At 72.3% G+C, this 23,762-nt stretch carries 26 protein-coding genes, 3 pseudogenes and 1 riboswitch; of the genes and pseudogenes, 13 read left to right on the forward strand and 16 right to left on the reverse strand.

All coding sequences use genetic code 11. The annotated features are described in order from the left end of the window. Position 1: 1 nt before the first annotated feature. The 5 genes from QFZ82_RS03390 to QFZ82_RS03410 are packed head-to-tail and all read left to right on the forward strand — an operon-like array spanning position 2 to position 4,689. Complete coding sequence (locus tag QFZ82_RS03390; protein WP_307711682.1) at positions 2-790, forward strand: SDR family oxidoreductase; 789 nt, start codon at positions 2-4, stop codon at positions 788-790. 9 nt (positions 791-799) lie between these two features. Next, positions 800-2,425, forward strand: coding sequence for a thiamine pyrophosphate-binding protein (locus tag QFZ82_RS03395; protein ID WP_307711683.1), 1,626 nt, complete (start codon positions 800-802; stop codon positions 2,423-2,425). 35 nt (positions 2,426-2,460) lie between these two features. Further along, on the forward strand, positions 2,461-3,396 hold the full coding sequence (locus tag QFZ82_RS03400; protein WP_307711684.1) for a PDR/VanB family oxidoreductase: 936 nt from the start codon (positions 2,461-2,463) through the stop codon (positions 3,394-3,396). A gap of 49 nt (positions 3,397-3,445) precedes the next feature. Beyond that, positions 3,446-3,670 (forward strand): recombinase-like helix-turn-helix domain-containing protein, encoded by a 225-nt coding sequence (locus QFZ82_RS03405; protein ID WP_307711685.1) that lies wholly within the window; start codon positions 3,446-3,448, stop codon positions 3,668-3,670. Between the two features lie 2 nt (positions 3,671-3,672). Continuing rightward, positions 3,673-4,689 (forward strand): aromatic ring-hydroxylating dioxygenase subunit alpha, encoded by a 1,017-nt coding sequence (locus QFZ82_RS03410; protein WP_307711686.1) that lies wholly within the window; start codon positions 3,673-3,675, stop codon positions 4,687-4,689. A 238-nt stretch (positions 4,690-4,927) separates the two neighbouring features. Here QFZ82_RS03410 and QFZ82_RS03415 read toward each other — a convergent pair whose 3' ends face one another. Then, positions 4,928-5,953, reverse strand: coding sequence for a zinc-binding dehydrogenase (locus QFZ82_RS03415; protein WP_307711687.1), 1,026 nt, complete (start codon positions 5,951-5,953; stop codon positions 4,928-4,930). Positions 5,954-6,089: 136 nt separating this feature from the next. On the opposite strand from QFZ82_RS03415, the gene QFZ82_RS03420 reads away from it, so the two are divergent. After that, positions 6,090-6,572, forward strand: a complete 483-nt coding sequence (locus QFZ82_RS03420) for a MarR family winged helix-turn-helix transcriptional regulator (RefSeq protein WP_307711688.1) — start codon at positions 6,090-6,092, stop codon at positions 6,570-6,572. A gap of 275 nt (positions 6,573-6,847) precedes the next feature. Here QFZ82_RS03420 and QFZ82_RS03425 read toward each other — a convergent pair. After that, positions 6,848-7,404: pseudogene (locus QFZ82_RS03425) on the reverse strand (DUF3291 domain-containing protein). Positions 7,405-7,784: 380 nt separating this feature from the next. Between QFZ82_RS03425 and QFZ82_RS03430 the strand changes: the two are divergent. Next, positions 7,785-7,955 (forward strand): hypothetical protein, encoded by a 171-nt coding sequence (locus tag QFZ82_RS03430; protein ID WP_307717983.1) that lies wholly within the window; start codon positions 7,785-7,787, stop codon positions 7,953-7,955. Here QFZ82_RS03430 and QFZ82_RS03435 read toward each other — a convergent pair. The 5 genes and pseudogenes from QFZ82_RS03435 to QFZ82_RS03460 form a co-directional block, all read right to left on the reverse strand. After that, positions 7,906-8,321, reverse strand: a pseudogene (locus QFZ82_RS03435) (gas vesicle protein K). The gene QFZ82_RS03430 and the pseudogene QFZ82_RS03435 overlap by 50 nt on opposite strands. Beyond that, positions 8,311-8,550, reverse strand: coding sequence for a gas vesicle protein (locus tag QFZ82_RS03440; RefSeq protein WP_307711690.1), 240 nt, complete (start codon positions 8,548-8,550; stop codon positions 8,311-8,313). Before QFZ82_RS03440 ends, QFZ82_RS03435 begins: the two are co-directional and overlap by 11 nt. Positions 8,551-8,961: 411 nt before the next feature. Next, positions 8,962-9,966, reverse strand: a complete 1,005-nt coding sequence (locus QFZ82_RS03450; RefSeq protein WP_307711691.1) for an ABC transporter substrate-binding protein — start codon at positions 9,964-9,966, stop codon at positions 8,962-8,964. A gap of 51 nt (positions 9,967-10,017) precedes the next feature. Further along, the gene (locus QFZ82_RS03455) at positions 10,018-10,845 is read right to left on the reverse strand and encodes an ABC transporter ATP-binding protein (RefSeq protein WP_307711692.1); all 828 of its coding nucleotides are present in this window, start codon (positions 10,843-10,845) and stop codon (positions 10,018-10,020) included. Continuing rightward, positions 10,845-11,921: a FecCD family ABC transporter permease gene (locus QFZ82_RS03460; RefSeq protein ID WP_373429394.1), complete on the reverse strand. Its 1,077-nt coding sequence runs from the start codon at positions 11,919-11,921 to the stop codon at positions 10,845-10,847. Before QFZ82_RS03460 ends, QFZ82_RS03455 begins: the two co-directional genes overlap by 1 nt. Before the next feature lie 132 nt (positions 11,922-12,053). Continuing rightward, positions 12,054-12,138: riboswitch (cobalamin riboswitch) on the reverse strand. Positions 12,139-12,434: 296 nt separating this feature from the next. Between QFZ82_RS03460 and QFZ82_RS03465 the strand changes: the two genes are divergently transcribed. Next, positions 12,435-12,806, forward strand: a complete 372-nt coding sequence (locus tag QFZ82_RS03465; protein ID WP_307711693.1) for a hypothetical protein — start codon at positions 12,435-12,437, stop codon at positions 12,804-12,806. Between the two features lie 50 nt (positions 12,807-12,856). On the opposite strand, the gene QFZ82_RS03470 is transcribed toward QFZ82_RS03465, so the two are convergent. Beyond that, the gene (locus QFZ82_RS03470; RefSeq protein ID WP_307711694.1) at positions 12,857-13,195 is read right to left on the reverse strand and encodes a hypothetical protein; all 339 of its coding nucleotides are present in this window, start codon (positions 13,193-13,195) and stop codon (positions 12,857-12,859) included. A gap of 285 nt (positions 13,196-13,480) precedes the next feature. Between QFZ82_RS03470 and QFZ82_RS03475 the strand changes: the two genes are divergently transcribed. After that, positions 13,481-14,374 (forward strand): oxygenase MpaB family protein, encoded by an 894-nt coding sequence (locus QFZ82_RS03475; RefSeq protein WP_307711695.1) that lies wholly within the window; start codon positions 13,481-13,483, stop codon positions 14,372-14,374. Positions 14,375-14,396: 22 nt separating this feature from the next. Here QFZ82_RS03475 and QFZ82_RS03480 read toward each other — a convergent pair whose 3' ends face one another. Beyond that, complete coding sequence (locus QFZ82_RS03480) at positions 14,397-15,026, reverse strand: hypothetical protein (protein ID WP_307711696.1); 630 nt, start codon at positions 15,024-15,026, stop codon at positions 14,397-14,399. 113 nt (positions 15,027-15,139) lie between these two features. Between QFZ82_RS03480 and QFZ82_RS03485 the strand changes: the two genes are divergently transcribed. The 3 genes from QFZ82_RS03485 to QFZ82_RS03495 all read left to right on the forward strand — a co-directional run bounded on the left by QFZ82_RS03485 (position 15,140) and on the right by QFZ82_RS03495 (position 18,381). Continuing rightward, the gene (locus tag QFZ82_RS03485) at positions 15,140-16,417 is read left to right on the forward strand and encodes a cytochrome P450 (protein ID WP_307711697.1); all 1,278 of its coding nucleotides are present in this window, start codon (positions 15,140-15,142) and stop codon (positions 16,415-16,417) included. Between the two features lie 257 nt (positions 16,418-16,674). Continuing rightward, a complete protein-coding gene (gene bla, locus QFZ82_RS03490; protein WP_307711698.1) occupies positions 16,675-17,604 on the forward strand; it encodes a class A beta-lactamase in 930 nt (309 codons plus the stop codon). A 210-nt stretch (positions 17,605-17,814) separates the two neighbouring features. After that, positions 17,815-18,381, forward strand: coding sequence for a hypothetical protein (locus QFZ82_RS03495; RefSeq protein ID WP_307711699.1), 567 nt, complete (start codon positions 17,815-17,817; stop codon positions 18,379-18,381). A 32-nt stretch (positions 18,382-18,413) separates the two neighbouring features. On the opposite strand, the gene QFZ82_RS03500 is transcribed toward QFZ82_RS03495, so the two are convergent. Next, positions 18,414-18,899: a hypothetical protein gene (locus tag QFZ82_RS03500; protein ID WP_307711700.1), complete on the reverse strand. Its 486-nt coding sequence runs from the start codon at positions 18,897-18,899 to the stop codon at positions 18,414-18,416. Positions 18,900-19,344: 445 nt separating this feature from the next. Here QFZ82_RS03500 and QFZ82_RS03505 point away from each other — a divergent pair, with 445 nt between their 5' ends. Then, a complete protein-coding gene (locus QFZ82_RS03505) occupies positions 19,345-19,545 on the forward strand; it encodes a hypothetical protein (RefSeq protein ID WP_307711701.1) in 201 nt (66 codons plus the stop codon). Between the two features lie 15 nt (positions 19,546-19,560). Here QFZ82_RS03505 and QFZ82_RS03510 read toward each other — a convergent pair whose 3' ends face one another. The 6 genes and pseudogenes from QFZ82_RS03510 to QFZ82_RS03535 form a co-directional block, all read right to left on the reverse strand. After that, positions 19,561-20,202: an alpha/beta hydrolase gene (locus QFZ82_RS03510; RefSeq protein ID WP_307711702.1), complete on the reverse strand. Its 642-nt coding sequence runs from the start codon at positions 20,200-20,202 to the stop codon at positions 19,561-19,563. A 214-nt stretch (positions 20,203-20,416) separates the two neighbouring features. Continuing rightward, a pseudogene (locus tag QFZ82_RS03515) lies at positions 20,417-20,500 on the reverse strand (SGNH/GDSL hydrolase family protein); the annotation flags it as partial. 30 nt (positions 20,501-20,530) lie between these two features. After that, on the reverse strand, positions 20,531-21,193 hold the full coding sequence (locus tag QFZ82_RS03520) for a bifunctional 2-polyprenyl-6-hydroxyphenol methylase/3-demethylubiquinol 3-O-methyltransferase UbiG (RefSeq protein WP_307711703.1): 663 nt from the start codon (positions 21,191-21,193) through the stop codon (positions 20,531-20,533). 20 nt (positions 21,194-21,213) lie between these two features. Beyond that, entirely contained in the window at positions 21,214-22,284 is a 1,071-nt protein-coding gene (locus QFZ82_RS03525) for an NAD(P)/FAD-dependent oxidoreductase (protein WP_307711704.1), read from the reverse strand. Positions 22,285-22,417: 133 nt separating this feature from the next. After that, positions 22,418-23,308: an SDR family oxidoreductase gene (locus tag QFZ82_RS03530; protein WP_307711705.1), complete on the reverse strand. Its 891-nt coding sequence runs from the start codon at positions 23,306-23,308 to the stop codon at positions 22,418-22,420. Between the two features lie 113 nt (positions 23,309-23,421). After that, entirely contained in the window at positions 23,422-23,637 is a 216-nt protein-coding gene (locus tag QFZ82_RS03535; protein WP_307711706.1) for a hypothetical protein, read from the reverse strand. Positions 23,638-23,762: the final 125 nt, after the last annotated feature.

The following is a 23,762-nucleotide window of genomic DNA, read 5'->3' on the forward strand; positions in this document are numbered from 1 at the left end:
GATGGATCTGGGCCTCGCCGATCGCACGATCGTGGTCACCGGCGGCAGCTCGGGCGTCGGCCTGGCCACGGTCCGCGCCCTGCTCGACGAAGGCGCCCGCGTCGCCACGTGCGGACGTGACGCCGACCGGCTGGCCAGGGCCGCCGACCGGACCGGCGCCGGACGCGACCGCCTGCTGACCGGGGTGTGCGACGTACGGGACGCCGCTGCCGTGAGCCGTTTCGTCCGGCGCACCGCCGAGGAGTTCGGCGGCGTCGACGGACTGGTCAACAACGCCGGGCAGTCCCGTATGAAGGGACTCGACGACTCGACGGCCGACGACTGGCGCGACGAGCTGGAGCTGAAGTTCGCCGGGGTGCTGAACCCGCTGCACGCCGCCCGCCCGTATCTCGCCGCATCCGGCGCGGCGAGCGTCGTCAACATCAACGCGGTCCTCGCCAAGCAGCCGGAGACCCGGTTGATCACCACCAGCGCCGCCCGCGCCGGCATCCTCAACCTCTCCAAGTCCCTGTCGGCCGCACTGGCCGGTGACGGCATCCGGGTCAACTCCGTGTGCCTCGGCCTCATCGACACCGGCCAGTGGACCCGCCGCCATGCCGCCGCCGGCTCCGGCACGGCCTACGGGGACTGGCAGGCGGAACTGGCCGCCGACCGGGGCGTCGCGCTCGGACGCCTCGGCCGGGCCGATGAGGTCGCGTACGCGGTCGTCGCCCTGCTCTCGCCCCGCGCCTCGTACATCACCGGCACGAGCATCGACGTCTGCGGCGGCATCGGCCGCTCCATCCTCTGAGGAGACACCATGCGTTACGACAACGGAGGCGATCTCCTCGTCGCCGTCCTGCGCGAACTCGGCATCGACACCGTGTTCGGCATCGTCAGCGTGCACAATCTGCCGCTCGTCGAGGCCGTCGACCGCGATCTGCGGTTCGTCCCCGTGCGGCACGAGGCGTCCGCCGTGAACGCCGCCGACGCCTACGGGCGGGCCCGCGGCACCCTCGGCTGCGCGCTGACCTCGACCGGCACCGGCGCGGGCAACGCGGCCGGCTCGCTGATCGAGTCCCTGAGCGCGGGCAGCTCCGTGCTGCACGTCACCGGACAGGTGGAGAGCGCGTTCCTCGGCAGCGGCCGCGGCTTCATCCACGAGACCAAGGACCAGCTCGGCATGCTGACCGCCGTGTCGGCCTTCGCGGCGAGTGTGCCGGACACGGAACGCGCCGGCCGGATCCTGCGCGAGGCGGCGCACGCGGCACTCGCCGCGCCGGGCGGCCCGGCGAGTGTGGAGTGGCCGATCGACCTCCAGTACGCGGCGCAGTCCGACACCCCTGCCGCCATCGCCGCGCGACCCGTTCCGGCGCCCACGGAGAGTGAACTGGCGGCCGCCGGCGCCCTCCTGACCCGTGCCCGCCGCCCCCTGATCTGGGCCGGCGGCGGCGCGACGGGCGCCCGCGACGCACTGTCCCCACTCCTGGAGGTCACCGGAGCGGGACTCGTCACGTCCAACTCGGGACGCGGCACGGTGCCCGAGGACCACGGACGGGTCATCGGCAACTTCGCCACCGCTCCGGCCGTGCGCGCGCTGCTCGCGGACGCCGACCTGCTGCTCACGGTCGGCACGCACTTCCGCTCCAACGAGACCGCCGACTACACGCTGGAGCTGCCTGCGGCGCACATCCAGATCGACGTCGACGAGGCCGCGCTCGGCCGTGTGTACCCCGTGGCCCACGCCCTGCACGGCGACGCCGCCGCCACACTGGCCCGCCTGCTGCCGCACGCCCGTCCCTCCGAGCCGGGCTGGGGCGACCGCGTCACCGCCGTGCGCGCCGAGGTGCGGGCGAACCTGCACGACGGCATCGGTCCGCAGGCCGCGATCTGCGACGCGATACGGGCCGCGCTGCCCCGTGAGGCGGTCGTCGCCCGCGACGTCACCATCCCCTCCAGCAGCTGGGGCAACCGCTTGCTGGAGCTGTACGACCCCCGGGACAACGTCTTCCCGCGCGGCGGCGGCATCGGCCAGGGGCTCGGCATGGGCATCGGCGCGGCGCTCGCCCGGCCCGGCGCGCCGACCGTGGTGTTCGCCGGTGACGGCGGACTCGCCGTCCACCTCGGCGAGTTGCTCACCCTCGCGCAGGAACGGCCCCGGCTCACGCTGATCGTCTTCAACGACGGCGGCTACGGCGTGCTGCGCAACATGCAGGACCGGTACAGCGAGCGCCGCTCCGGCGTCGACCTCGCCACGCCCGACTTCGCACTCCTCGCCCGCGCCTGCGCCCTGCCGTATCTGCGGATCTCCGCTGCGGAGCAGGCGAAGGCAGTCATCGGCCGGGCGGTCGCGTCCGACGGGCCGACGCTCGTCGAGGTCGACCTCGCGGCGCTCGGTCCGATGAAGAACCCCTTCACCCCACCCGTGCGGATCCCCGGCCAGTAGGCCCTTCCCGTAAGACACTCAGGAGGCAGCAGGTCATGAGCGACAACTCGCTGCGGCTGGTCGTCCACCGCATGACGTGGGAGGCGGACGGCGTCCTCTCCGTGGAGCTGGTCCACCCGGAGGGCAAGCCGCTGCCGGCGTGGACGCCCGGCGCCCACATCGACGTCCATGTGGGCGGTCACGTCAGGCAGTACAGCCTGTGCGGCGACCCGGAGTCCGCCGACCGCTACCGGATCGGTGTGCTGAACGAGCCTGCCTCACGCGGCGGTTCGCGCCATGTACACACCGCGCTCCGCCCCGGCCAGCAGGTCGCCGTCTCCAAGCCGCGCAACCATTTCGCCCTGGAGGACGCCGAACGCTACGTGTTCGTCGCGGGCGGCATCGGCATCACGCCGCTGCTGGCGATGGCCAGGGAGGCGGCCCGCCGCGGCGCCGCATGGCGGCTGGTGTACGGCGGCCGCACCCGTGGCTCGATGGCCTTCACCGCGGAACTCGCCGCGCTGGGCGGGGACATCACGCTCGTACCGCAGGACGAGCAGGGACACATCGACCTGGACGCCGCGCTGTCCGGGCTGCCCGAGGGCACGCTGGTCTACGCCTGCGGCCCCGAGCCGCTGCTGAGCGCCGTCGAGCAGCGCTGCCCGGAGGGGATACTGCGGCTCGAACGCTTCGCCGCGCCGGCCGTGCAGCGCACACAGGACGACCAGGGCTTCGAGGTCGAGTGCCATGCGTCGGGCCTGACGCTCACCGTCGGCGCGGACACCTCGATCCTCGACGCCGCCGAGGCCGCCGGGCTCAGCGTGAACAGCTCGTGCCGGGACGGCATCTGCGGGTCCTGCGAGACACGGGTCCTCGACGGCACGCCGGAGCACCGCGACTTCCTGCTGAGCGAGGCCGAGCACGCGGCGGGCGCCACGATGATGATCTGCGTCTCCCGGTGCGCCTCCGGCCGTCTCGTGCTCGACCTCTGACCGCTGTGCTCTCGCCCCTTTCCCCCTTCCTTCCCGCACTGGAGACACCGTGACCGACACCTGGCCGTATCTGGAGATCCACCAGAGCCGTACGCACGAACCGAGCCCCTACGAGTACAAGCTGGCCGCCACGCTCGAGGAGGTCTACACGACGGAGGGCCATGAACTGGCCGATGTCGTCCAGGGGCTGAACGCCCGGAAGGTCCACGCCCCCGACGGGGAGCAGTGGACCGAGCAGTCCTTCGTCGCCGAGATGCACCGACTGGGAGCCTGACCATGACGCTGTCGACGACCGCCTCCGCGGACCACATCTACGCCAACGGTCTGCGCAACCAATGGCACGCCGTCGTCCCCTCGCACTTCGTCGCCCCCGGAGCCATGCGCAGGGTCACGGCTCTCGGCGAGCAGTGGCTCCTGTTCCGCCGCTCCGACGGCACGCTGTCGATGCTGGCCGACCGCTGCCCGCACCGCGGTGCGCCGCTGTCCCTCGGCAAGCACCTCGGCGACCGGGTCGCGTGCTGGTACCACGGCGTCGAGGTGGAGACGGACGGCACGGTCTCCTCCGTGCCGGGGCTGCCCGGGTGCAACCTGGAGGGCAAGAAGCTGGTCACCTCGCTGCCGGTGCGCGAGGTCGCGGGCGCGGTGCTCGCGTACTTCGGCGACGAGGAGCACCCCGAGCCCGTGCCGCTGACCCTCCCCGATCCGCTCACCGACCCGGCGACGGACGCGTTCCTGTGCTACGCCGAGTGGAACGTGCCGTGGCGGTACGCGGTGGAGAACCTGCTCGACCCGATGCACGGGGCCTTCCTGCACCACGAGTCGCACACGATGTTCGACGGTGACACCACGGCCAGGTTCCGCATCCGCGAGACCGACCGCGGCTACTTCTTCGAGAAGACCGACCAGCGGGGCGTCAACTTCGACTGGGTCGAGCTGTGCCGCACGGGTGTGGACTGGGTGGACCTGTCCATCCCGTACCCGCCCTCGGCCGGCCCCGGCGGCCCGTTCGGCATCGTCGGCATGGTGTGCCCGGTGGACGCGGAGCGCAGCGGCGTCTTCTTCTGGCGCTACCGCAGAGTCCAGGACTGGCAGCGCGACTCCTGGCGCTTCCTCTACAGGACGCTGATCGAGAAGCGGCACTGGGAGGTCCTCGAACAGGACCGCGTCATGCTGGAGTCCATGCCGGCGGACGCCGACCAGCAGGAGAACCTGTACCAGCACGACCTCGGTGTGGTCCGGCTGCGCCGGCTGTACCGGGCCGCGGCCGAGGCCCAGTCGTCCGCCGGGACCTGAGCGGCCGGTCCCCCGCGCCGAGCGCACCGAGCACGCCGCTGCTGCGGTTGCCGGTCGCGCCGAGGCTCATGTCGACGCCGTCCACACCGTCGGGGCCGCCCGGTCGAGGGCGGCCCCGACGGGCCCGGCGCCCTGACGCTCGCCGGCACCCGACAGCCTGGGCGACCGAGCACCCCGGCCTCTACGGAAGGGTGCGCGCGCAGGAAGATGGAATGGCGTCCTCGGGGCCGGGAGCGGATCAGTCCACCGTCAGGATCACCTTGCCGGTGATCTCTCGCCGCTCCAGGGCCGCGTGGACGTCGGCGGCCTTCATCAGCGGGTGGACCGTGCCGATCTCCGGATCGATGACACCTCGGTCCGCCATGTCCAGCAGACGCTCCAGGCTGCCGCGGTACCAGGCGTGGTCCGACCTGATCTCGTGCGGCACCATGCTGAGCGCGGTGCGGCGTCCGGGCCGCAGGTTCATGAGCTTCACGCGCATCGCGCCGCGCACGGTGTCGGCGGCCATGCGACCGGGGCGCCCGGAGAACGCATAGCTCACCAGCACCCCGCCCGGTGCCAGCAGGCGGTGGCCCTTCGTGAGGTTGACGCCGCCGATGTGGTCGAACACGGCTTGCACACCGCCCGGTTCGCGGTCGCGGACGACGGCCTCGAAGTCCTGGCGGCGGTAGTCGATGAACGTCACGCCGTGCCGGGCGAGCCGCTCCTCGCTGCCGGCGGCGGACGCGGTGCCGTACATCCGCAGGCCTCGCAGCTCGCCCAGCCGGCTCAGCGCCCGCCCCACTCCCCCGCTCGCCCCATGGATCAGGACGGCGCCCCCGGCCGGGACCCGGCCGTGGGTCTCCAGCACGCTCAGCGCAGTGAGCCAGTCCAGCGGCACGGCTGCCGCGGTGAGCGGGTCCAGCCCCTCCGGGAGTGGCACCAGCTGCCACATCGGCAGGCTGACGTACTCGGTGTACGCGGCCATCCTGGTCAGTGCGACCGCCACGCGCGCGCCCTCCCGCAGCCACTGCGGCCGGGGTCCGTCGAGCACGAAGTCGGTGACCTCGCCGACGAGTTCGTAGCCGGGTGTAAACGGTGCCTTGCGCTGGAGCAGATAGTCGCCGCTGCGGGCCATGAGGTCGGTGAAGCCGACTCCGACGGCCAGCACCTTCAGCCGCGCGTACCCCGGGGGCGGTGCGGGGAGGGTCGCTTCCACGGGTTCGAGCACCTCGGGTCCGCCGAACCGCGTCGCGACGATCCTCCGGTACGGGATCTCGTTCATTTGCCCACCTTCCATGTCGTGTCACTAGGTTACACGACACATAATTGCCTCGCCGACCTCCTCCGCGCATCGATCAGACAGATGAATGCCGTGTAATCTTTTGCTTCCGTCCACCGACACCGGGAGCCTTGCACCAATGGAGCCGGCCGAAGAACTGCGCTTCCTCGTCCTGGCCGCACAGCGCGAGGGCAACCGCCAACTCGCCCACGGACTGCGGCCGCTCGGGGTCACCCCCGCCCAGGCGGAAGTCCTGCGTCTGCTCGCCGAGCGGCAGCCGCTCAGTCTGTCGGGCCTCGGCGCGCTGCTGGTGTGCGAGAGCGGAAGCAACCCGAGCCGCCTGCTCGACCGGCTCGTCACGGCGGGACTCGTGCGCCGCGAGGAAGGCAGCCGCGACCGCCGCCAGGTCCAGCTCACGCTCACCCCGGCCGGCCACGAGACGGCCCGGGCCGTCGCCGCGGTCGAGTCGGACCTGCACGCACACATCGCCTCGGCCACGGAGGGCCACGACGTCGATGCTGTACTCGGCTTCCTGCGCGCCCTCGTCGCCGGCCAGAAGTCGGGTGACGCGGTGGCCCGCCGCACCGGGCGGCCGGTGGTGGCTCAGTGGTCGGCTCCGTAAATCCTTCGAGGGTTGACTGTGGAGCATGTGTTGCGTGTGGTGCGGGGTCCTGCTGGGGTCGGTGAGGTAGAGGCCGCAGTCGCAGTCGAGGGCGTCTTCGGGGGTGCCGGCGAAGCCGCTGGTGGGCAGGATGGCGTCTTGGTACTCATGGGTGCTCGCGGGGTAGAGGGCGAAGCCCCAGGTTCTGGCCGGATCCGCCGTAGCGCAGACGCATCTGTTCGCCGTCATTCAATCGAGGCGTTTTGACAGCGAACCCAGGCGTTCAGGCTTCCTTGTCAGCGAACCTGGTCGCCCTTCGGCCCGATGCCTTTGATCCTGGTCGGAGTCCCTCCGGGGCGAACGAGTGGTGGAAGGTGAAGGCGTGCGGCGCGGAGCCGTGGTCGTTGAGGTGTTCCAGCCTGGAGACCCCGTCCTGCCAGGTCGGTATCACGCCGTCGGAGACCCACCAGCACACGTAATTCGGGTGCCCTGTCCTCTCGAACCAGTCGTAACGCCTGTTCAGCGCCTCACGGTGCAGACCGGTGTAGACGGCGTCGAAGGCGGGGCGCAGGTCGGTCCAGAGTGAGAGTGTCGCGGCCAGGGCGGTGGTTTCCACCGTACGGCCCTTGCCGTACCAGGTCGGTACGGCGAACTCTCCCCATGCACCCCAGTCCGCCTCGAAGAGCATGCCCCGGTCACCGCCTGCCGCTTCAGCACGCGCGAGGTACCCGGGGTGCTGACTGATCTTCCGATAGACGGCCTCACCCATGTCGTAGAACTCGCGCGTGAGAGGTGCGGGATCGGCGAGAGGTGACTTCAGGACGCCGAATGTGTACAGCGCAAGATGGGGCATGCGTCTCTCCCTGGTTGGGGGGTGCCTGGTGTGGACCCGGTTCGGTGGCTTGGGCATGGGGGCGAGGATTCCTGGGGCGTGACCAGCTCATCCCGTCGCGGGTGGCTCAGCCTGAAGGAACTCCTGTGCGACCGTGGGCGATCGCCGAAGACCAGGTGACGGTAGCTGCCTCTGCGGGCCATGTCGAAGTTGCGTTTTCCCTGTCCAAGTGGCCTCTTGCACAGGTCATTGCGGGGGCGTCACAGCGCGCGGAGCCGGGCAGGGCGTCCTTCACAACGTGCGCGCATCATCACACGATCCTCACAGCGCACCGTGCTCGACCCGCTCCAGCGGGGCTACCCGGAAAGAAGGACGCTTTCTTCGCCTCCGGGGAGGCCGCCGTGATAGCCGTCGCTCTGTTCCTGCCCCTGCTGCTGCTGGGTCTGCTCCTCGTGCTCGATCGCTACGAGGACTACATGACCGCCACCACCCGCACGCCCCGCCACGCGGACCGCACCGGCGTCAGTCGGAGGGCGGGAGCAGCGGGCCGAGCGGCCCGAGATCCAGGTTGAGATCGTCCATGGTCAGCCCGTACTGGGCGCGCACAGACCCGTCATGCGGTCGTGCAGGATCATGAGGGTGGCCCCGAGCCGCTCCTCCTGTTCTTCGCTGAGGTCCCCCTGGTCCACCCGGTGCATCGCCTGGCGCTCCATGAGCTGACGCAGCAGTTCGACCAGGGTGAGGACCAGTCTGACCAGGCCCCGTTCCACGGTGTCGGGGTCGGCGGTGATCCGGCGTGACGGGGTCCGCGCCGGTGGTTCCTCTCCGGCCGGCGGCAGGTCGCGTGGTGTCGCGGGGAGCAGGTGGAAGGCGCGGGCCGCGGCGTCCGCCACCTCGTCGAGGCGATTCCTGGCCGGGTCCCGGTCCTCAGACGTCATGACTGTCCCGCGAAGCGGCGGGTATCGCCCAGGGAGACGGGTTCTCGGGGCCGATGGAAACGATCAGGGCACGCAGCGAGACGCGTACGAGATCGACGTATGCGACGGACAGGACCACGTCACCGGTGATGACTGCCCCGCCGCTGAGCAGCCGGTCGAGCAGGTCGATGAGCGCGACCTGCCGCCCGTGCAGAGGTTCCGGTTCTGGGAGGTCCCGGGGCTCGGTCATGGCGCCGCACCGCCCGTGGAGTCGTCGGAACCGGCGGCGGGCCTGGCGAACGAGTACGGCGCCCACGGTCCCGTCACCTCGACACGCACGCCCACGAGGAGTGAGCCACCGGCGACCGGTCCGCGGGACCGCTTCGGGGCCCGCGGACGCGTTGGCGCGTCAGCGCCCCCGCCCGTCGCCGTGGTACCGCTGGGCGAGCCTTGCCAGCGCGACCGCGCCGAGCAGCAGGCCGAAGTCGCGCAGCGCGATGTCGGCATGAACCTGCACCTCCTGCGCGGCATGCTGCACGGGCTCGGCGAGGAAACCCTCACGGCCGGCCTCGCCCCCGCCCCGGACCGGTGCTGCGTACGGCTCGACCCGGCCGCCTGACGCCGGGACAGGGCCGGCCCGGCCGGGGGCACACAGCCGGTCTCAGCGAGGCGTCACCGACCGCAGGTAGGCGCCGAATGCCGTGACGGCCGCCGGATTACGGGGGCTTTCCACCAGGTCGACGTAGTCCAGCACAAAGATGCGCCGGTTCTTGACCGCCGACACCTGGGCGAGCGGCGGGTAGGAGAGCAGGAAGTTCTTCTTCTGCTCCGCGGTGGTGTCGCCGTAGTCGTTGACGACGATGACGTCGGGGTCGCGCTGGACGACGGTTTCCCAACCCACTGTCGTCCACGAGTCCTTCAGGTCCTTCATGATGTGGTCGCCGCCGGCCTTGGTGATGATGTCGTCCGGCGCGGCGAAGCGGCCGGAGGTGAAGGGCTTGTCCTCGCCGCTGTCGTAGAGGAAGACCGTCGGCCGGTCCGCCCCCTTGGGCGCCTTCGCCTCGGTGGCGCCGATCTGCCGGCGGAAGTCCGCGATGAGCTTCCGCGCCCGCTCCTCCACGCCGAAGAGCTTTCCGAGGTTGCCGAGATCGGTGTAGAGCGCCTCCAGGGGCGGCATGATGCCCCGTGCCTTGTCGCGGCCGTTGCGGCAGGACTCGGTGAGGACGTACGAGCTGATGCCGACCTTGCGCAGCGCGTCCGGTGTCAGGCCGTTGTCCTCGCCGAAGCCGTAGTTCCAGCCCGCGAAGACCAGGTCGGCACGGGCGTCCAGGACGACCTCCTTGGTGATCCGGTCCTTGGAGAGCCACGTCACCTTGTCGTAGCCGGTTTTCCAGGGAACGCCGGTCAGGTCGCCCTTGTCGTCCGGCATGACGAAGCCGGCCATCCGGTCCTCCAGACCGAGGGCGAGCATGATCTCGGTGATGCCCACGTCGTTGGTGACCACCCGTTCGGGGACCTTGTCGTACGTCACCTGGCGACCGCAGTTGGTCAGCGTGACCGGGCCGTTGCCCTTCGCCTGGGGCGTCGGTGCGACATGCGCGCCGCACGCCGTCAGGCTCAGGGTGAGCGCGGTGGCGAGGGCCGCGCGTCGCAGGGCGTGGATCATGGTGCTCCTCATCGGCATGGGTACGGGGAAGCCGAGGACGTTCGTCCCGGCTCAGGAAGCGGGCAGGTCGTCGGGACGGGCGATGCGGTCGAACAGCAGTTGCACGGCCCCCGTCACCGGATGCCGTACCCGGTGTGCGCGCACCCCGAAGACGTCGGCCAGCAGCTCGGGAGCCAGGACGTCGTCGGGCGGGCCGGAGGCGACGATGCGGCCGTGCGCGATCACGTACAGCACGTCGCAGTGGCCCGCCGCCAGGTTCAGGTCGTGCAGGGCGGTCAGTACGGTCGGTCCGCACCCCGACGCGGTCCGGGGGGACCCGCAGGCCCGCACCAGCGACAGGACGTCCAGCTGCTGGGCGATGTCGAGGTGGTTGGTCGGCTCGTCGAGCACGAGCACACGGGGCTGCTGAGCCAGCGCGCGGGCGATCAGGACACGCTGCCTCTCACCGCCGGACAGGGACAGGAAGGACCGTTCCGCGAGATGAGCCGCGCCGACCCTGGTGAGCGCGTCGCGGCAGATCCGGGCGTCGTCCGGGGATGTGCGACCGCCCGGGACCGGGCCGCGCCGGTGCGGCAGGCGCCCCATCTCCACCACCTGGGCCACCGTGAAATCGAACTCGGCCGACGACTCCTGCGGCAGTGCGGCGAGCCGGCGGGCACCGGCGCGCGCGTCCATGGCGTGCAGGTCCTCACCGTCCAGGCGCACGGTGCCGGCGGTGGGACGCAGAGCCCGGTACACGCAGCGCAGCAGGGTCGACTTGCCGCTGCCGTTCGGCCCGACGAGGCCGACGACCTGGCCGGGAGCGGCGTGCAGGGTGATGTCCCGGACGAGGCGGGTGCCCGCGACGTCGACCGACAGGTCCTCGATGTCGACACGCATCAGCGGCCCCCGAACGCGTAGCCGCGGCGGCGCATCAGCACCAGGAAGCAGGGCACGCCCACGACGGCCGTGACGACGCCCACCGGCACCTCCGCCGGGGCGAGCACCGTCCGGGAGACGACGTCCACCCAGACCAGCAGCACCGCTCCCGCGAGGGGCGTCACGGCGAGCACCTGCCGGTGGCCGGCGCCCACCACCATCCGTACGAGGTGCGGCACCATCAGGCCGACGAATCCGATCGCCCCGCTCACCGCCACCACGGTCCCGGTGACGGCGGCCGTCACGACGAACAGTTCCCTGCGCAGCCGTCGGGCGTCCACGCCCAGTGCGGCGGCCGTCTCGTCCCCCATGGCAAGGGCGTTGAGCCGCCCCGCCGACAGGGCGAGATGGACCGTTCCGGCGAGCACGGTGGCGGCCGCGACCGGCACCGAGCCCCAGGTCGCCCCGCCGAGGCTGCCGAGCAGCCACATCATCGCCGAACGGGCGGCTTCGCCACGGTCGGCGCTGAACACCATGAGGGTGGTGACGGCCGAGAAGCCGTAACTCATCGCCGTACCGGTCAGCACCAGCCGCAGCGGCGTCAGGCCGTGCGCACTGCGCGCCGCCGCGTACACCAGGACCATGGCCGCCAGCGCCGAGCAGAAGGCGGAGACCGGCAGCGCCCACATGCCCAGGACGGAAAACGCCCCCAGGAGGATCACCGCGTTGGCCCCGACCGCCGCCCCGGAGGAGATGCCGAGCACGAACGGGTCGGCGAGCGCGTTGCGCACCATGGCCTGTACGGCCACACCGACGGTGGCCAGGCCGGCGCCCACGACCGCCGCCAGGACGGTTCGGGGCAACCGGATGTGCCACACGATGGCGTAGGCGGACTGTTCGTCGGCCCGTATGGTGCCGCCGGTCAGACCGGCCCGCAGCAGGTGCAGCACCTGGCCCCACGTCAGGTCCGAGGCTCCGAGGCCGACCGCGCACACGAGGGAGAGGAGAAGCAGGGCGGCGAGTGCGCCGGCGAGCGGCGGGGCCGGTATGCGCCCAGGGACAGGCGGAGCCGCCGCGGTGGCCGCGGACGGGGACAAGCTGACGGACACGCGTGCGGTCCTTCGCCTCGGGCCGCGTCCGTACACATCAAGGGGTGGCCCTCATGACGAGGACGTGCGCCATCCCTCTCGCAGTCCGCGGCGAGCAGTCGGGAACTCCAGCCGTCCCACGGGTGATCGGGCTTGCGCGGCCGGCCCTGACGGGCGATCGCGCTTACCGTTGCGGGTCAGCGCCGGATTCCCACCGGACTTCCCCCACGGGACGCAGTGCGCAGCGTAGCAAGCACGGTGGGCCTCCCGTTCACCGCGTGGAGCCTCCACGGCCGCGGCGAGGTCGTCGAGGTCCTGCGCCACCGCTGCGGCGACCGCTGTGGCTCCGAGGCCGCGGAGGAACTCGTCCGTCAACCCGCGACCCGCCGGGGGATGCCTGGCGAAGGTCATGCGGATGGGCGGCCGCTTCGCCGGTTCCGACGGCGCCGTGCGCAAGACCGGTGGAGGAACGGCTCCGGAAAGGCGGCACATGTCCGCGCCCGCCCCGTAGAATCGGCGCTCATGTCGAACCCTGATGACCTGCTCGTCGACATCGCCGCCATGGTGGAGTCCGAGCACTCCAATCAGATGTCCCTCACCGTCGTGATCCCCGGTGCCGTCATCACCGGACGGCTGGCTCCGGAGGCCGTCTGGCGGGAGCGAGTGGCCGAAGTGCTGAAGGACTCAAACCAACTGGGCGCCTTCTCCCCCGTTTTCACGAGGCCCGGAGGCTGGCGCGACCGGCACGGTGAGGCCCCCTCGTACCTGCACTTCCATGTCGCGAGAATCCTCCAGGGCAATGTGGGGATTCCCGAGACCGGCGGCATGTACCGCATCGCCATCAAGGACGTGAGCGCCTGGACAGTGGGGGACTTCAGCTACTCCGACCGCTGAGCGGACGGGCCTTCGTGGCGGCGGGCCGGGGCCTCGGCGGACGGTCCGGCTCACGCCACGTGGTCGCTGTATCCGCAGACCCAGGCGAGTGCGTCGTGCACGCCGCGGACGTAATCGCGCTTCCCGGCCCGCAGGGTGGGATCGTCCAGCTGGACCACTGCCGCGTCCACCTCGGCGGTCAGCAGCCGCAGGCCGGGAATGCCGTCGGCGCCCGCGCCGGTGACGGGTGACCGCTCCGCATGTCCCATCGCCCACTCGTAGGCCGCTGCGGCGCCGGAGGAGAACTCGGGCGCCGTTCTGCGTGCCGCCAGGCCCTTGAACACGAAGGCGACGTCCTCGTGCACCCTGACACCGATTCGCTGCTCGCCCTGCCGCTCGTTCATGGTCACGTCGACCGACTTCCCTTCACCGGCAGCTCCTGACGTCCGCCGTCCAGGTCCTTCTCTGACCCGGCCCCGAGAGGTGAGTGGCCAGGTTCCCATATGTCCCTCCTGTTCCTCGGACGCGTTTTCGGTCGGTACCACGGACGGGTTCCCCCTCACCCTGCGCCTACGCGCACGACGACGCCCGACCGCATCCGCATCGCGCCGGCGGGTGCCCGGTGCGGGGCCCCGGCGGCCCGGCATCGCCACGCGTTGGTGACACCCCCGGCCGCCCGGGTCGATACTTGGGCCATGAACGGGTCCGCGCCTGTCGTCGGGGACCTGCGCAAGCGGGTCGGAGCCGGGATCTTCCGCCGCGTCGCAGGGCCGGCCGGTCCTGCCAACAGGGAGCGCATCCACCACACACCGGGACCACGGTGGTTCGGGCCCGAGCGGCCCATCCGTACCGTGCAGGGCGACGCGTCCATGTTCATCGGCGGGCTGCGCGCCCTCCTCCTGCAGTCCCTGCACCCCCTCGCGATGGCGGCCGTGGCCGCGCATTCCGGGTACCGCGGCGACCCGTGGGGCCGCTTGCAGCGCACGAGCACCTTCCTCGCCGTGACCACGTTCGGCACCGCGGACGACGCGCAGGCGGCCGTGGACCGCGTCCGCGCGGTCCACGAGCGCGCACGGGGCACGACGGCCGACGGCCGGCCCTACCACGCGGCCGACCCGCACCTTCTGGGCTGGGTCCACGTGGCCGAGGTCGACAGCTTCCTCGGGGCCCACCAGCGCTTCGGCGCCCACCCACTCGACGGCGCGGGCTGCGACGCTTACATCGCCGACATGGCACGCGTGGCATCGGCCCTCGGCGTACTCGATCCACCGCGCGACCGGCGTGAACTGGCAGACCGGATCGACGCCTACCGCCCCGAACTGTGCGGCACCACGGAAGCCCGCGAGGCGGCACGGTTCATCCTGCTCCATCCGCCCCTGCCGCTCGTGGCCAAGGGCCCCTACGCCGTGCTGGCCGCGAACGCGGTCGCCGCGCTGCCGCCGTGGGCCCGCAGCTCCCTGGGCCTGCCGAACCCGGGCCCCGCCACGGAGACCGCCGTCCGTCTCACCGGCCACGCCCTCACCCGGGCCATCCGCTGGGCCCTGGCTCCCTCCCGCACCGCACCGACCGCGCGACGACCGCCTCGGTGAGGACGCGGAAACGGCCGTGCGGTCAGTTCCGGGGGATGCGCCCCTTGCTGTGCATCGCGGTGCGGACGCGCTGTTCGGCGAGGCCCCGCCCGGCCGCGTGCGGGGTCACGTCCTGCCGCTCGGCTTCGTCGAGGACGGTGACCGTGTTGGCCCGCAGCCTGTCCGAGATCGTCTCGAAGATCGCGGCGGGGTCCGGCCGGAAGCCGGAGCAACGGGCGTCCATGGCGAACGCGGCGGCGACCACACCCCCGGCATTGGCGACGAAATCGGGGATCACCGTGATGCCCCGCTGGGCGAGGACGCCCTGGGCGGCCGGGGAGGTGGGCAGATTCGCGCCCTCCACGACGAGCCTGGCCTTGATCTCGTGCGCCGTGGTGTGGTCGATCACGTCCTGGAGGGCGGCGGGCACCAGGACGTCGCAGTCCACACCGAGTTCCGCGCCGGGAGCGAACGTGGTGCCCCGGCCGTGGCGGGTGACGAAGTGGTCACCGTGCTCCGCGCGGGCGGCCAGGAGGTCGTCGACATCGAGGCCGCTCGGGTCGTACAGCGCTCCACGGGCCGTGGACACCGCCACGACCGAGGCGCCCAGCTCGGCGAAACGGCGGGCGGCCCCGCCGCCCCCGCCCAGGGCCCGCCCCGGGCGGGGGCGCACGAGGCCCTGTTCACCCGGTCGGTTATCGTGTGGCCTCGGCCCCGAGCGGGCAGCTTGGTCAACTGTCCCCCACGTCGGGTGATGGTCCGTACGCCTTGACGGAGAACACGCGCGTGGCAAGCACGGAGACACGTCCGGCACCCCTGCCGACCGGCCTTCCCGGCATTCCCGGCCTCTTCGACCCGCCGTTCGTCGCCGACCCGTTCCCCACGCTGGCGGCGCTGCGGAGCACCTCGCCCGTCCACTTCGATCCCGGCACCGGCCTGTGGCTGGTCAGCCGCTATGCGGACGTGCGGAGCGTGCTGCTGGATCCCGGGACGTATCTGCCGGACAACGCCCAGCACTCCGTGACACCCCTGCCCGTGCGCGTACTGCGCATCCTCGCCAGGGCGGGTTTCTCCCTGCCGCCCGCACTGGCCAACAACCGCGGCGCCGACCACGCGGGCCTCCGGCGCCTGGTCATGCGCTTCTTCAACGCCGAGCGCGTCGCGGCGGCAGTGCCGATGGTCGAGCAGACCGCTGCGGAGATGCTGTCCGGTCCGCGGTCCCGCTACGCCGCCGGCGACCGCTGCGATCTGGCCGCCGAGTACGCGCGACTCCTGCCGTGCCGCGTGATGATGCGGCTCCTCGGCATCGACGGCGTCTCCGCCTCCACGCTCGCGACGTGGAGCGACGCCGCACTGGAACTCTTCTACGGTCACCCTCCCGCCGGACGGCAGCTCCACCTGGCGGAGCAGGTGGGTGCGTTCCACCAGTGGCTGACCGCGCAGGTGTCCTCGGCCGCGGCGGCGGACGGGCTCATCGGCGGACTGCGCCGGCACCGGAAGCCGGACGGCACGCCGCTGGACGCCGCGACCGCCGTGGCCGTGTGCTTCTTCGTGTTCATCGCCGGGCAGTCCACCACCGGGCAACTGATCTCCACGGCGCTCCTGCGGGCCGTGTCCGATCCGCGGGTCTGGTCACGCGTCGCAGTGGAGGACGGCTTCGCCGAGGCGTGGGTGGAGGAGATCCTGCGGCGGGAGCCGCCGGTCACCACGTGGCGCCGGGTGACCGCGCGCGAGACGGAGCTGTCCGGTGTGCGCCTGCCGGCCGGAGCGCAGCTGCTGCTGATGCTGATGGGCACCGGGTCGGACCCCGAGATGTTCGGCGACCCGGAACAGCTGTGCCCGCACCGAGAGAACATCCGGCACCACCTGGCGTTCGGTGCGGGACGGCACCGCTGCCTGGGCGCCTCCCTGGCCCGCACCGAAGCCGCGGTCGCTCTGCGGGCGGCAGCCCGTGCTCTGCCGGACGCGGCACTCGTGGAACCGGGGACGCAGCCGCCGATGCTCGGCCTGCTCTCCTTCCGCGCACCGCTTCAGGTCGTGGTGCACCGCCACTCCGGCCGGTGAGGGCTGCCCTCTCAGGCAGGCGGCGACGGCACCACCGAGGATCTGGTCCCTGTCCCCTCCTCTCCTCGCGCGACACGCTCCCACCAGATCCACATCCCGGACTCTGTGCCGGATCAGCATGGACTGCGCACCGGCGCATGGGACCGCATGGCAGCGGTGAGGGTGGTCCCGGCGCTCACGACCACGCACCGGGATGGGGCTGTGCCGTTCCATCCCCTCATCCGCCCTGCGTGCGGGGCTCTTCGGAGGTTCGGTCCATGCAGCGCACCCGTGTCCGGCGCACCGTTGTCGGCGCCCTTGCCGTGCTCGCGCTCGTCCCGCTGGCCGCGTGCGGCCAGGGCGGCGGCCCGTCGGCCTCGTCGTCTCCGTCCGCGCAGACGACGAGGGCGACTACGGCCGCGAAGCCGTTCGTCGGCGCCTTCCAGGAGCTCGAGCGCCGGTACGACGCGCGGCTCGGCGTGTACGCCGTCGACACCGGCACCGGGCGCGAGGTGGCCTACAAGGACGGCCAACGGTTCGCCTACGCCTCCACGTTCAAGGCGCTGGCCGCCGGTGCGGTGCTGCGGCAGCACTCCCCGGGCGGCATGGACGAGCTGATCACGTACTCCAGGGACGACCTGATCACCCACTCCCCCGTGACCGAGAAGCACGTCGGGACCGGAATGACCCTGCGGGCACTGTGCGAGGCCGCTGTCCGCTACAGCGACAACGCGGCGGCCAACCTGCTCTTCGACCGGCTCGGCGGGCCGAAGGGCCTCGACGCCGTACTGGAGGAGCTCGGCGACGACGTCACGCGGATGGAGCGCCGCGAGCCCGAGCTGAGCCGATGGACTCCGGGCGACACGCGGGACACGAGTACACCGCGGGCGATGGCCAAGAACCTGCGCGCGTTCGTCCTCGGAGACGTCCTGGGCCAAGCGGAACGCGCGCAGCTCACCACGTGGCTGCGGACCAACAAGACCGGGGACGAGCTGATCAGGGCAGGAGTGCCCAAGGGGTGGGTGGTCGGCGACAAGACCGGAACGGGCAGCGGTTACGGCGCGCGCAACGACATCGCCGTCGTGTGGCCGCCCGACGCCTCCCCCATCGTCGTGGCGATCATGTCGAACCGTAGCGAGAAGGACGCCGCCTTCGACAACAGGCTGATCGCGGAAGCGGCGTCGGTGGTCACCGACACGCTGTCGTAGCAGGAGGTGCGTCCCGCCGTGCGGCGGCGCTCGGCAGGACGATCCTGTGGGGCGGTGTCCTCGCCGACAACACCCGTGCCGTCCGTTTCTGCGAGAAGAACGGCTTCCGGCCCGTCGGCGCGTTCCCAGACCGTCAAGGGGCCTCCTGCAGAGGGTCAGTTCTGCGTCAAGCCCTGCGCCTTGGCCCGCGAGGGGTCTACGGTCGCCGTCATGAGGCGCATCAGCGGATCGCTTCGGGGGCGAGGCGGGAGAGGCGCCGCCTTCCGTGCGCCACGGCACGGCGGCTGGGCGCTGCACGTGCGGTTCGCGGCCGTCTGCGCCACCGTGCTCCTCACGATGCTGCTGGCCGTCGACGTGGTCGCGGCCGGACTGACGCCGGCGCGTACCGCGCTGTGGACCGTGCTGGCCGTCCTGCTGTTCGTCGTGCTCGTGCCGCCGAAGGTGACCGCGGGGGAAACGTCCCCGGGTTCGCGCTTCCTGGTGTCACGCGGTCTGCTGCGCGAGCGGCGCGTACGCATGGACCGGCTGATGTCGGTCCGCTGGGCGGACGGCGTGGCACAGCGCATCGTGCTGCGGGACACGGACGGGGGCCGGGTCGAGCTCGACCCGCGGGTCCTGGTCGCCGACCCGCCGCTGTGGCTGCTCCTCGACGAGGGCAGCCGGACCAGCCGTGCCGACGGGCTGCTGCTGTACGGCGCGGACGTCATGCGCGAGCTGGCCGAACGGCTCGAACGGGAGATGGCGCGGAACGTCTTCGAGGTGTCCGGTCTCCAGTAGCGGTTCCGGCATCCGCTGCGGCCGACGCCGGTTCACGGAGCGAACTGTGTCTCCACGGCGCGACCCGCGTTCTCGTGCAGTACCTCGGCGTGCCGCCCCTCGACGGTGACCTCGGCGAGCAGGTCACCGAGCGGGTCCCATTGGCCGACCGCGGCGCCGAAACCGATGTCCTCGGCGGCCAGTTCGCGCCCGAAGGGACCGAGATGTTCCTTGGCCGGGCCGCGGGCGTCGTCCGGGCGGAGCGCTGCCGCGAGAGGGGCCAGGTCCTCGGCCCGGTGCAGGTGCGTGGCGGCACGCATGGAGTGGACCAGGGCGAGGCGTTCGGCATCGGGGGTCTCGCCGCGTGCCCGCAGGGCCGCGGTGCGGCCGGGCGGGGAGTCCTGCACCCCGGCCACCAGCACGCCGTCGTGCAGCGGGTCGTCGGCCGGGTGCTCGATACGGTGCACTGCCGCCCGGTAGTTCAGTACCTGCGCGCGGGTCACGGTGACCGGCTTGCGAACGGGGTCGACGTGGGCCATCACACCTCCAGGACCATGCACGCAGGCTGGGCCCGCCACCGGCCCGCTCGCGGAACCCGCGGGCGGGCTGCCGTCCGTGTCCGCCTCCGGCCGGGCGACATGGACGGCACACGGAACACGGACCGGCGGCTGGCGCACATCGAACGCGTCGCCGGGGCGGCGGAGCGGGAGGAGACCTGAGGCAGAGGCCTCCGGCGCCCGCAGGGCGCGTCGGCTGCACCCGGCGGTGTCCGGCAGGGCGTGACACCGTGGAGGTGGGTCCCGGGCCGTCCGGTCCGCGAAACCGCACGTCTCCCAGGGGACGCCGGCGCCACCGGCGCTCCCCGCCCGGTAAACCACTCCCGCTCCTTTTCCCCCGTTCGGCCCTCCCCGTTGGTCCGTTCGGCCGAGACGGGCTCCCATGGGGACGGGCCGCTTGTCGGGCCCGCGAGAGAAAGGCACGCCGATGTACGAGATGCGCGCCGAGGCCACAGCCGACCAAGGCGAACTGATCTGGCATGTGATCAGCAAGGGAACGTCTGCCAGTCCCCTGTGCGGAGTCCCCCTGGAGTTGTCCCCCGCCACGGCACCCCAGCTCGAAGCAGCCGTCGAACGCTACTGCTCCTCCTGCATGGACGCCTTCAGCACGGCGCTGAAGAGCTCGTGATCGACGCCCGTGCGCTCAGTCGGCGACGACGTGTCCCGCTCCGGGCGAGGAGGCCGCCGGTACGACGCGCACGGCCGGGTCCAGGCACCAGTCGAGCACGGCCGGCCAGGGACCGTACCCGGCGTCGAGATCCAGATGCGCGCTCCCGGGCAGGAGGTCGCTGTCCAGTCCCAACGGCGTCGCGAAGACGGCCAGAGCGCCCTCGGGGCAGTAAGGATCGTTGTCCGACGCCACCAGCCGGGTGCCCCCGGGCGCCGCGGCCGCGACGTCGCGGGCCGTCACCCCGGAGTGGGCGAACGCGGCGATCTCCGGATGGCCGGCCGCCGTCTGTGGCGCCGGAGGCGCCACCAGCAGGACCCGGCCGGCCAGGACCCGGCCGGGCCGGCGGGCCACCGCGTGCAGCCACAGCAGGCATCCGAGGCTGTGGCAGACGACGACGATCTCCCGCCCCCGCAGAGCCGTGAGCCTCTCGTCCAGCGCGTCGAGCCAGGCCGGCAGGTCCGGCCGGTCCGGGTCCGGCAGCTGGGGGTACGACGAGTCGTGACCGGCGTCGCTCAGCCGCCCGTCCAGCCGGCGCAGCCAGTGGCCGTCCGGGCGGTGGTGCTGCCAGCCGTGCAGCAGCAGGAAGGCGGGGCGGTCGGGGGCGTCGAGGGGCATCGGGTCTCGCGATCGTGCACGGCCCGGCGGCGCGCGGCGCACACGGGCTGAAGGTCCACGAACGCCGTTGTCCTGTGGTGCGGATGCCGCTTTCTACCAGCGCCGGCCGACGACGAGCAAGGTCCGGGCGGTTCGCCGTGCTCCCGCCCGGCGCCGTACGCCTCGCGCGCGAACCCGCGCCCCGGCGGCGTGGCTCGGCCGGCCGCCCCCGCGCCTATCCGGACGTGGTGCCCAGGGGCAGCAGTTCGGGACGCTTCGCGGTGCGGCCGTCGCCGGAGGAGCGGCCGCGCAGACGGCGGATGAAGGAAGGCCGGGAGTCCGATGGCCGCTAGACGTGTCCGTCAAGCCGCCTGCGGGTTCGCAGCACGGCGTCGCGCAGGACGATCTCGCGACCGTCGCGTGTGGTGACCGAACGCGTCCTGGCCTCGGCGACGGCGATGTCCCACCGCTCGGGGTCCAGGCCCGCCGCGATCTCCTCGGCGGTGAAGTGCACCTCGCGGGCCGCGGCATGCGAGACATGCGCCTGCGGCGCCGATGGATGGTGGCCGACGACGAGCAGCGTGCCGCCCGGCGCGACCGATGCGGCCAGTCGGCGGAACAGCGCGTCGCGCGCCGCCGCCGGGTGCACGTAGTGCGTGGACACCAGGTCGAAGTGTCCGGCGGCGGGCGCCCAGGTGGTGAGATCGGCCTCGATCCACTCGATCCGGCTCGCGACGGCGTCGCCGAGGGCCTGGGCGTGCTCGCGCGCCCGGCGCAGCGCGGTGGCCGCGATGTCCACCGCCGTGACGCGCCAGCCGCGCGAGGCGAGCCAGACGGCGTCGGCCCCTTCGCCGCAGCCCGCGTCCAGTGCCGTACCGGGTGGGAGACCGCCGGCCTCCGTGATGAGCTGCGGATTGGGCCGCCTGGCGCCGGCGGCCGCGTGACCGCGGTAGCGCTCCTCCCAGAACTCCTTGCCGAATTCCTCGGACACACCCGTTCCCTCCTCGGACACGGCCCCTTCCTTTCCGTGGTTCACAGGCCGTGGCGACGGTTGCCCGCCACGACTTCGCAGACGCGTGCCTCGGACTCGGGTGAGAACGGGTCCCGGTGGGCGGCGACCGCCTGCCGGGTCTCCTCGGCGACGAGGTCGGCGTTGATCTGGGCCGCCGCGGCGGCACCTGCCGCGGCGGCGCCGCCGACCTGGGCGACGAGATCGGTGACGTTGCCGGCGGCCCACACCCCGGGCACCTCGGTACGGCCCGCCGCGTCGGAGGGGATGTGCTCACCGGCCCCCGAGGGGTGCGCTGCCGGACGCAGTCCGAGCGACGTCAGGAAGCCGGCGCGCGCCACCATCCGCGGCGAGACCGCCAGCGCCTCGCGGCCGACCACGGTGCCGTCGCCCAGCCGCACTCCCACGAGGCGGTCGTCGGCGATCTCCAGGGACGCCACCTCGCCCTCGACCACGCGGATGCCACGGGCGGCCAACTGCTCCGCCTCCTCTCCGGCCGGCGGCGGCATGGTGTGGGAGAAGAACGTGACGTCGTCGCTCCACTGCCGGAAGAGCAGGGCCTGGTGCACCGACAGCGGCCCGGTGGCCAGTACGCCGACGGCCTGGTCACGGATCTCCCAGCCGTGGCAGTAGGGGCAGTGCAGCACGTCCCGGCCCCACCGGGCGTGCAGGCCCGGCACGTCCGGCAGCTCGTCGACCAGCCCGGTGGCCACGAGCAGCCGACGCGCCCGGACGGAACGGCCGTCGGTCAGCGTCACCTCGAAGTCCCCTCCGTGCTCCGACCGGAGGGACATCCCGTCGCCACGAGCCACGTCACCGACCTCGCCGGTCACCACGTGACCGCCGTAGGCGCGCACCTCGGTCCGACCGCGCTCCAGCAGCTCGGCCGGCGGCACACCGTCCCGTGCCAGCAGTCCGTGCACGCCTTCGGCCGGGGCATTGCGCGGGGCGCCCGAGTCGATCACCACCACCGACCGCCGCGCGCGGGCCAGCGTCAGCGCCCCGCTCAAGCCGGCGGCGCCACCGCCGAACACCACCACGTCATAGCCGTTCCTCAGCTCATCGGTCACCGTGACCACCTCCGCGACCACCATGCGAGGAGATGAGCCATTGCCGCAATGTTGGTTGCCGGAACGGCAAAAACAGAGGCCTGGCCCCGGGACCGGCGCTCCGCCGGCCCGGCTGTCCCCCGTCACGGCTCACGGCTCACGGCTCACGGCTCACGGCTCACGGCAGCGGCGTACCGCCCGTGGCGTTGACGATCTCCGCCGTGATGTACGTCGCCCGGGGCGAGGCGAGGAAGACGTACGCGGGCGCCATCTCGGCCGGCTGCGCCGGCCTGCCCAGCGGAGACTGCTTCCCGAACTCGACGGTGTCCGGCATCGTCGCCGGGATCAGCGGTGTCCACACCGGCCCTGGCGCCACGGCGTTGACCCGGATGCCGTCCGACGCGACCATCTGCGCCAGCCCCTGAGTGAATGTGACGATCGCGCCCTTGGTCATGGCGTAGTCCAGCAGATGGGGGCTGGGCTTGTACGCCTGCACGGACGTGGAGTTGATGATGCAGCCGCCCCTCGGCATATGAGGAAGAGACATCTTCGACAACCAGAACATGCCGTAGAGGTTGGTCCGCATCACCCGGTCGAACTGCTCCGTGGTGATGGCGCCGATGCCGTCGGGCTGCGACATCTGATACGCGGCGTTGTTCACCAGGATGTCGATGCGGCCGAACTCCTCCACGGCCCGCTCGACCAGGCGGCGGCACTGCTCCTCCTCGCGGATGTCGCACGCCACCGGCACCGCCTTGCGCCCGGCGTCCTCGACGAGGGCCCGCGTCTGCCGGGCCTCGTCCTCCTCTTCGGGCAGATGGGTGAACAGCACGTCCGCGCCCTCGCGCGCGAACGCGAGGGCGACGGCGCGGCCGATGCCCGAATCGCCTCCGGTGAGGACCGCCTTCAGGTCCCGGAGCAGGCCGCTGCCCCGGTAGCTCTCCTCGCCGTGATCGGGCGGCGGATCCATCGGTCCCGTCCACCCGGGGTGCTCCTGGTCCTGCTGGGGGAAGTCGGGCCGGGGGCGCTCGGTTCCGGGGTCACGGCCGGCGCCGTTGTCGTCGCGCACGGAAGCCTCCTTCTGTTCGGCTGCGGCGGTGGCATCACCCGCCTACCCTCCGGCCCTCCAGGAATGCGCGCAAATGGGACTTTCAACTCTCTCCGGCCCACCGTCCCCGCCGCTCAGCGGCGCCTGTCGTCGGGCCTCTGCACGGATTTCTGGGGCCGCTCCCCCGGCCGCAGCGCATCCGCCGCCTCGCGGTCGCGGCTGTCGTCGTCGCGCACCTTCGTCCCGGCGTCCTCGACCTCCTGCCGGATCTCCTCGGCGGCCGTCCGCGGTGCGTGCTGCCGGTGCGTCTGGTCGTGGCCCATCGCCGTCTCCCGTTCCGTCTCGGGCACCGGGCCCTCCGCCCGGCGCTGTCACCGGGCGGGTGCCCGCGTTCCGCCGCCCGAAGCGTTCGAGACCGCGCGAGGGCGTCCCCGGCCGGGGAAGGGCCATCCGGACGGCGAGCTCCCGTAGGGTG

The sequence above is a fragment of the Streptomyces sp. V4I23 genome (genome assembly GCF_030817975.1).
GTDB lineage: Bacteria > Actinomycetota > Actinomycetes > Streptomycetales > Streptomycetaceae > Streptomyces.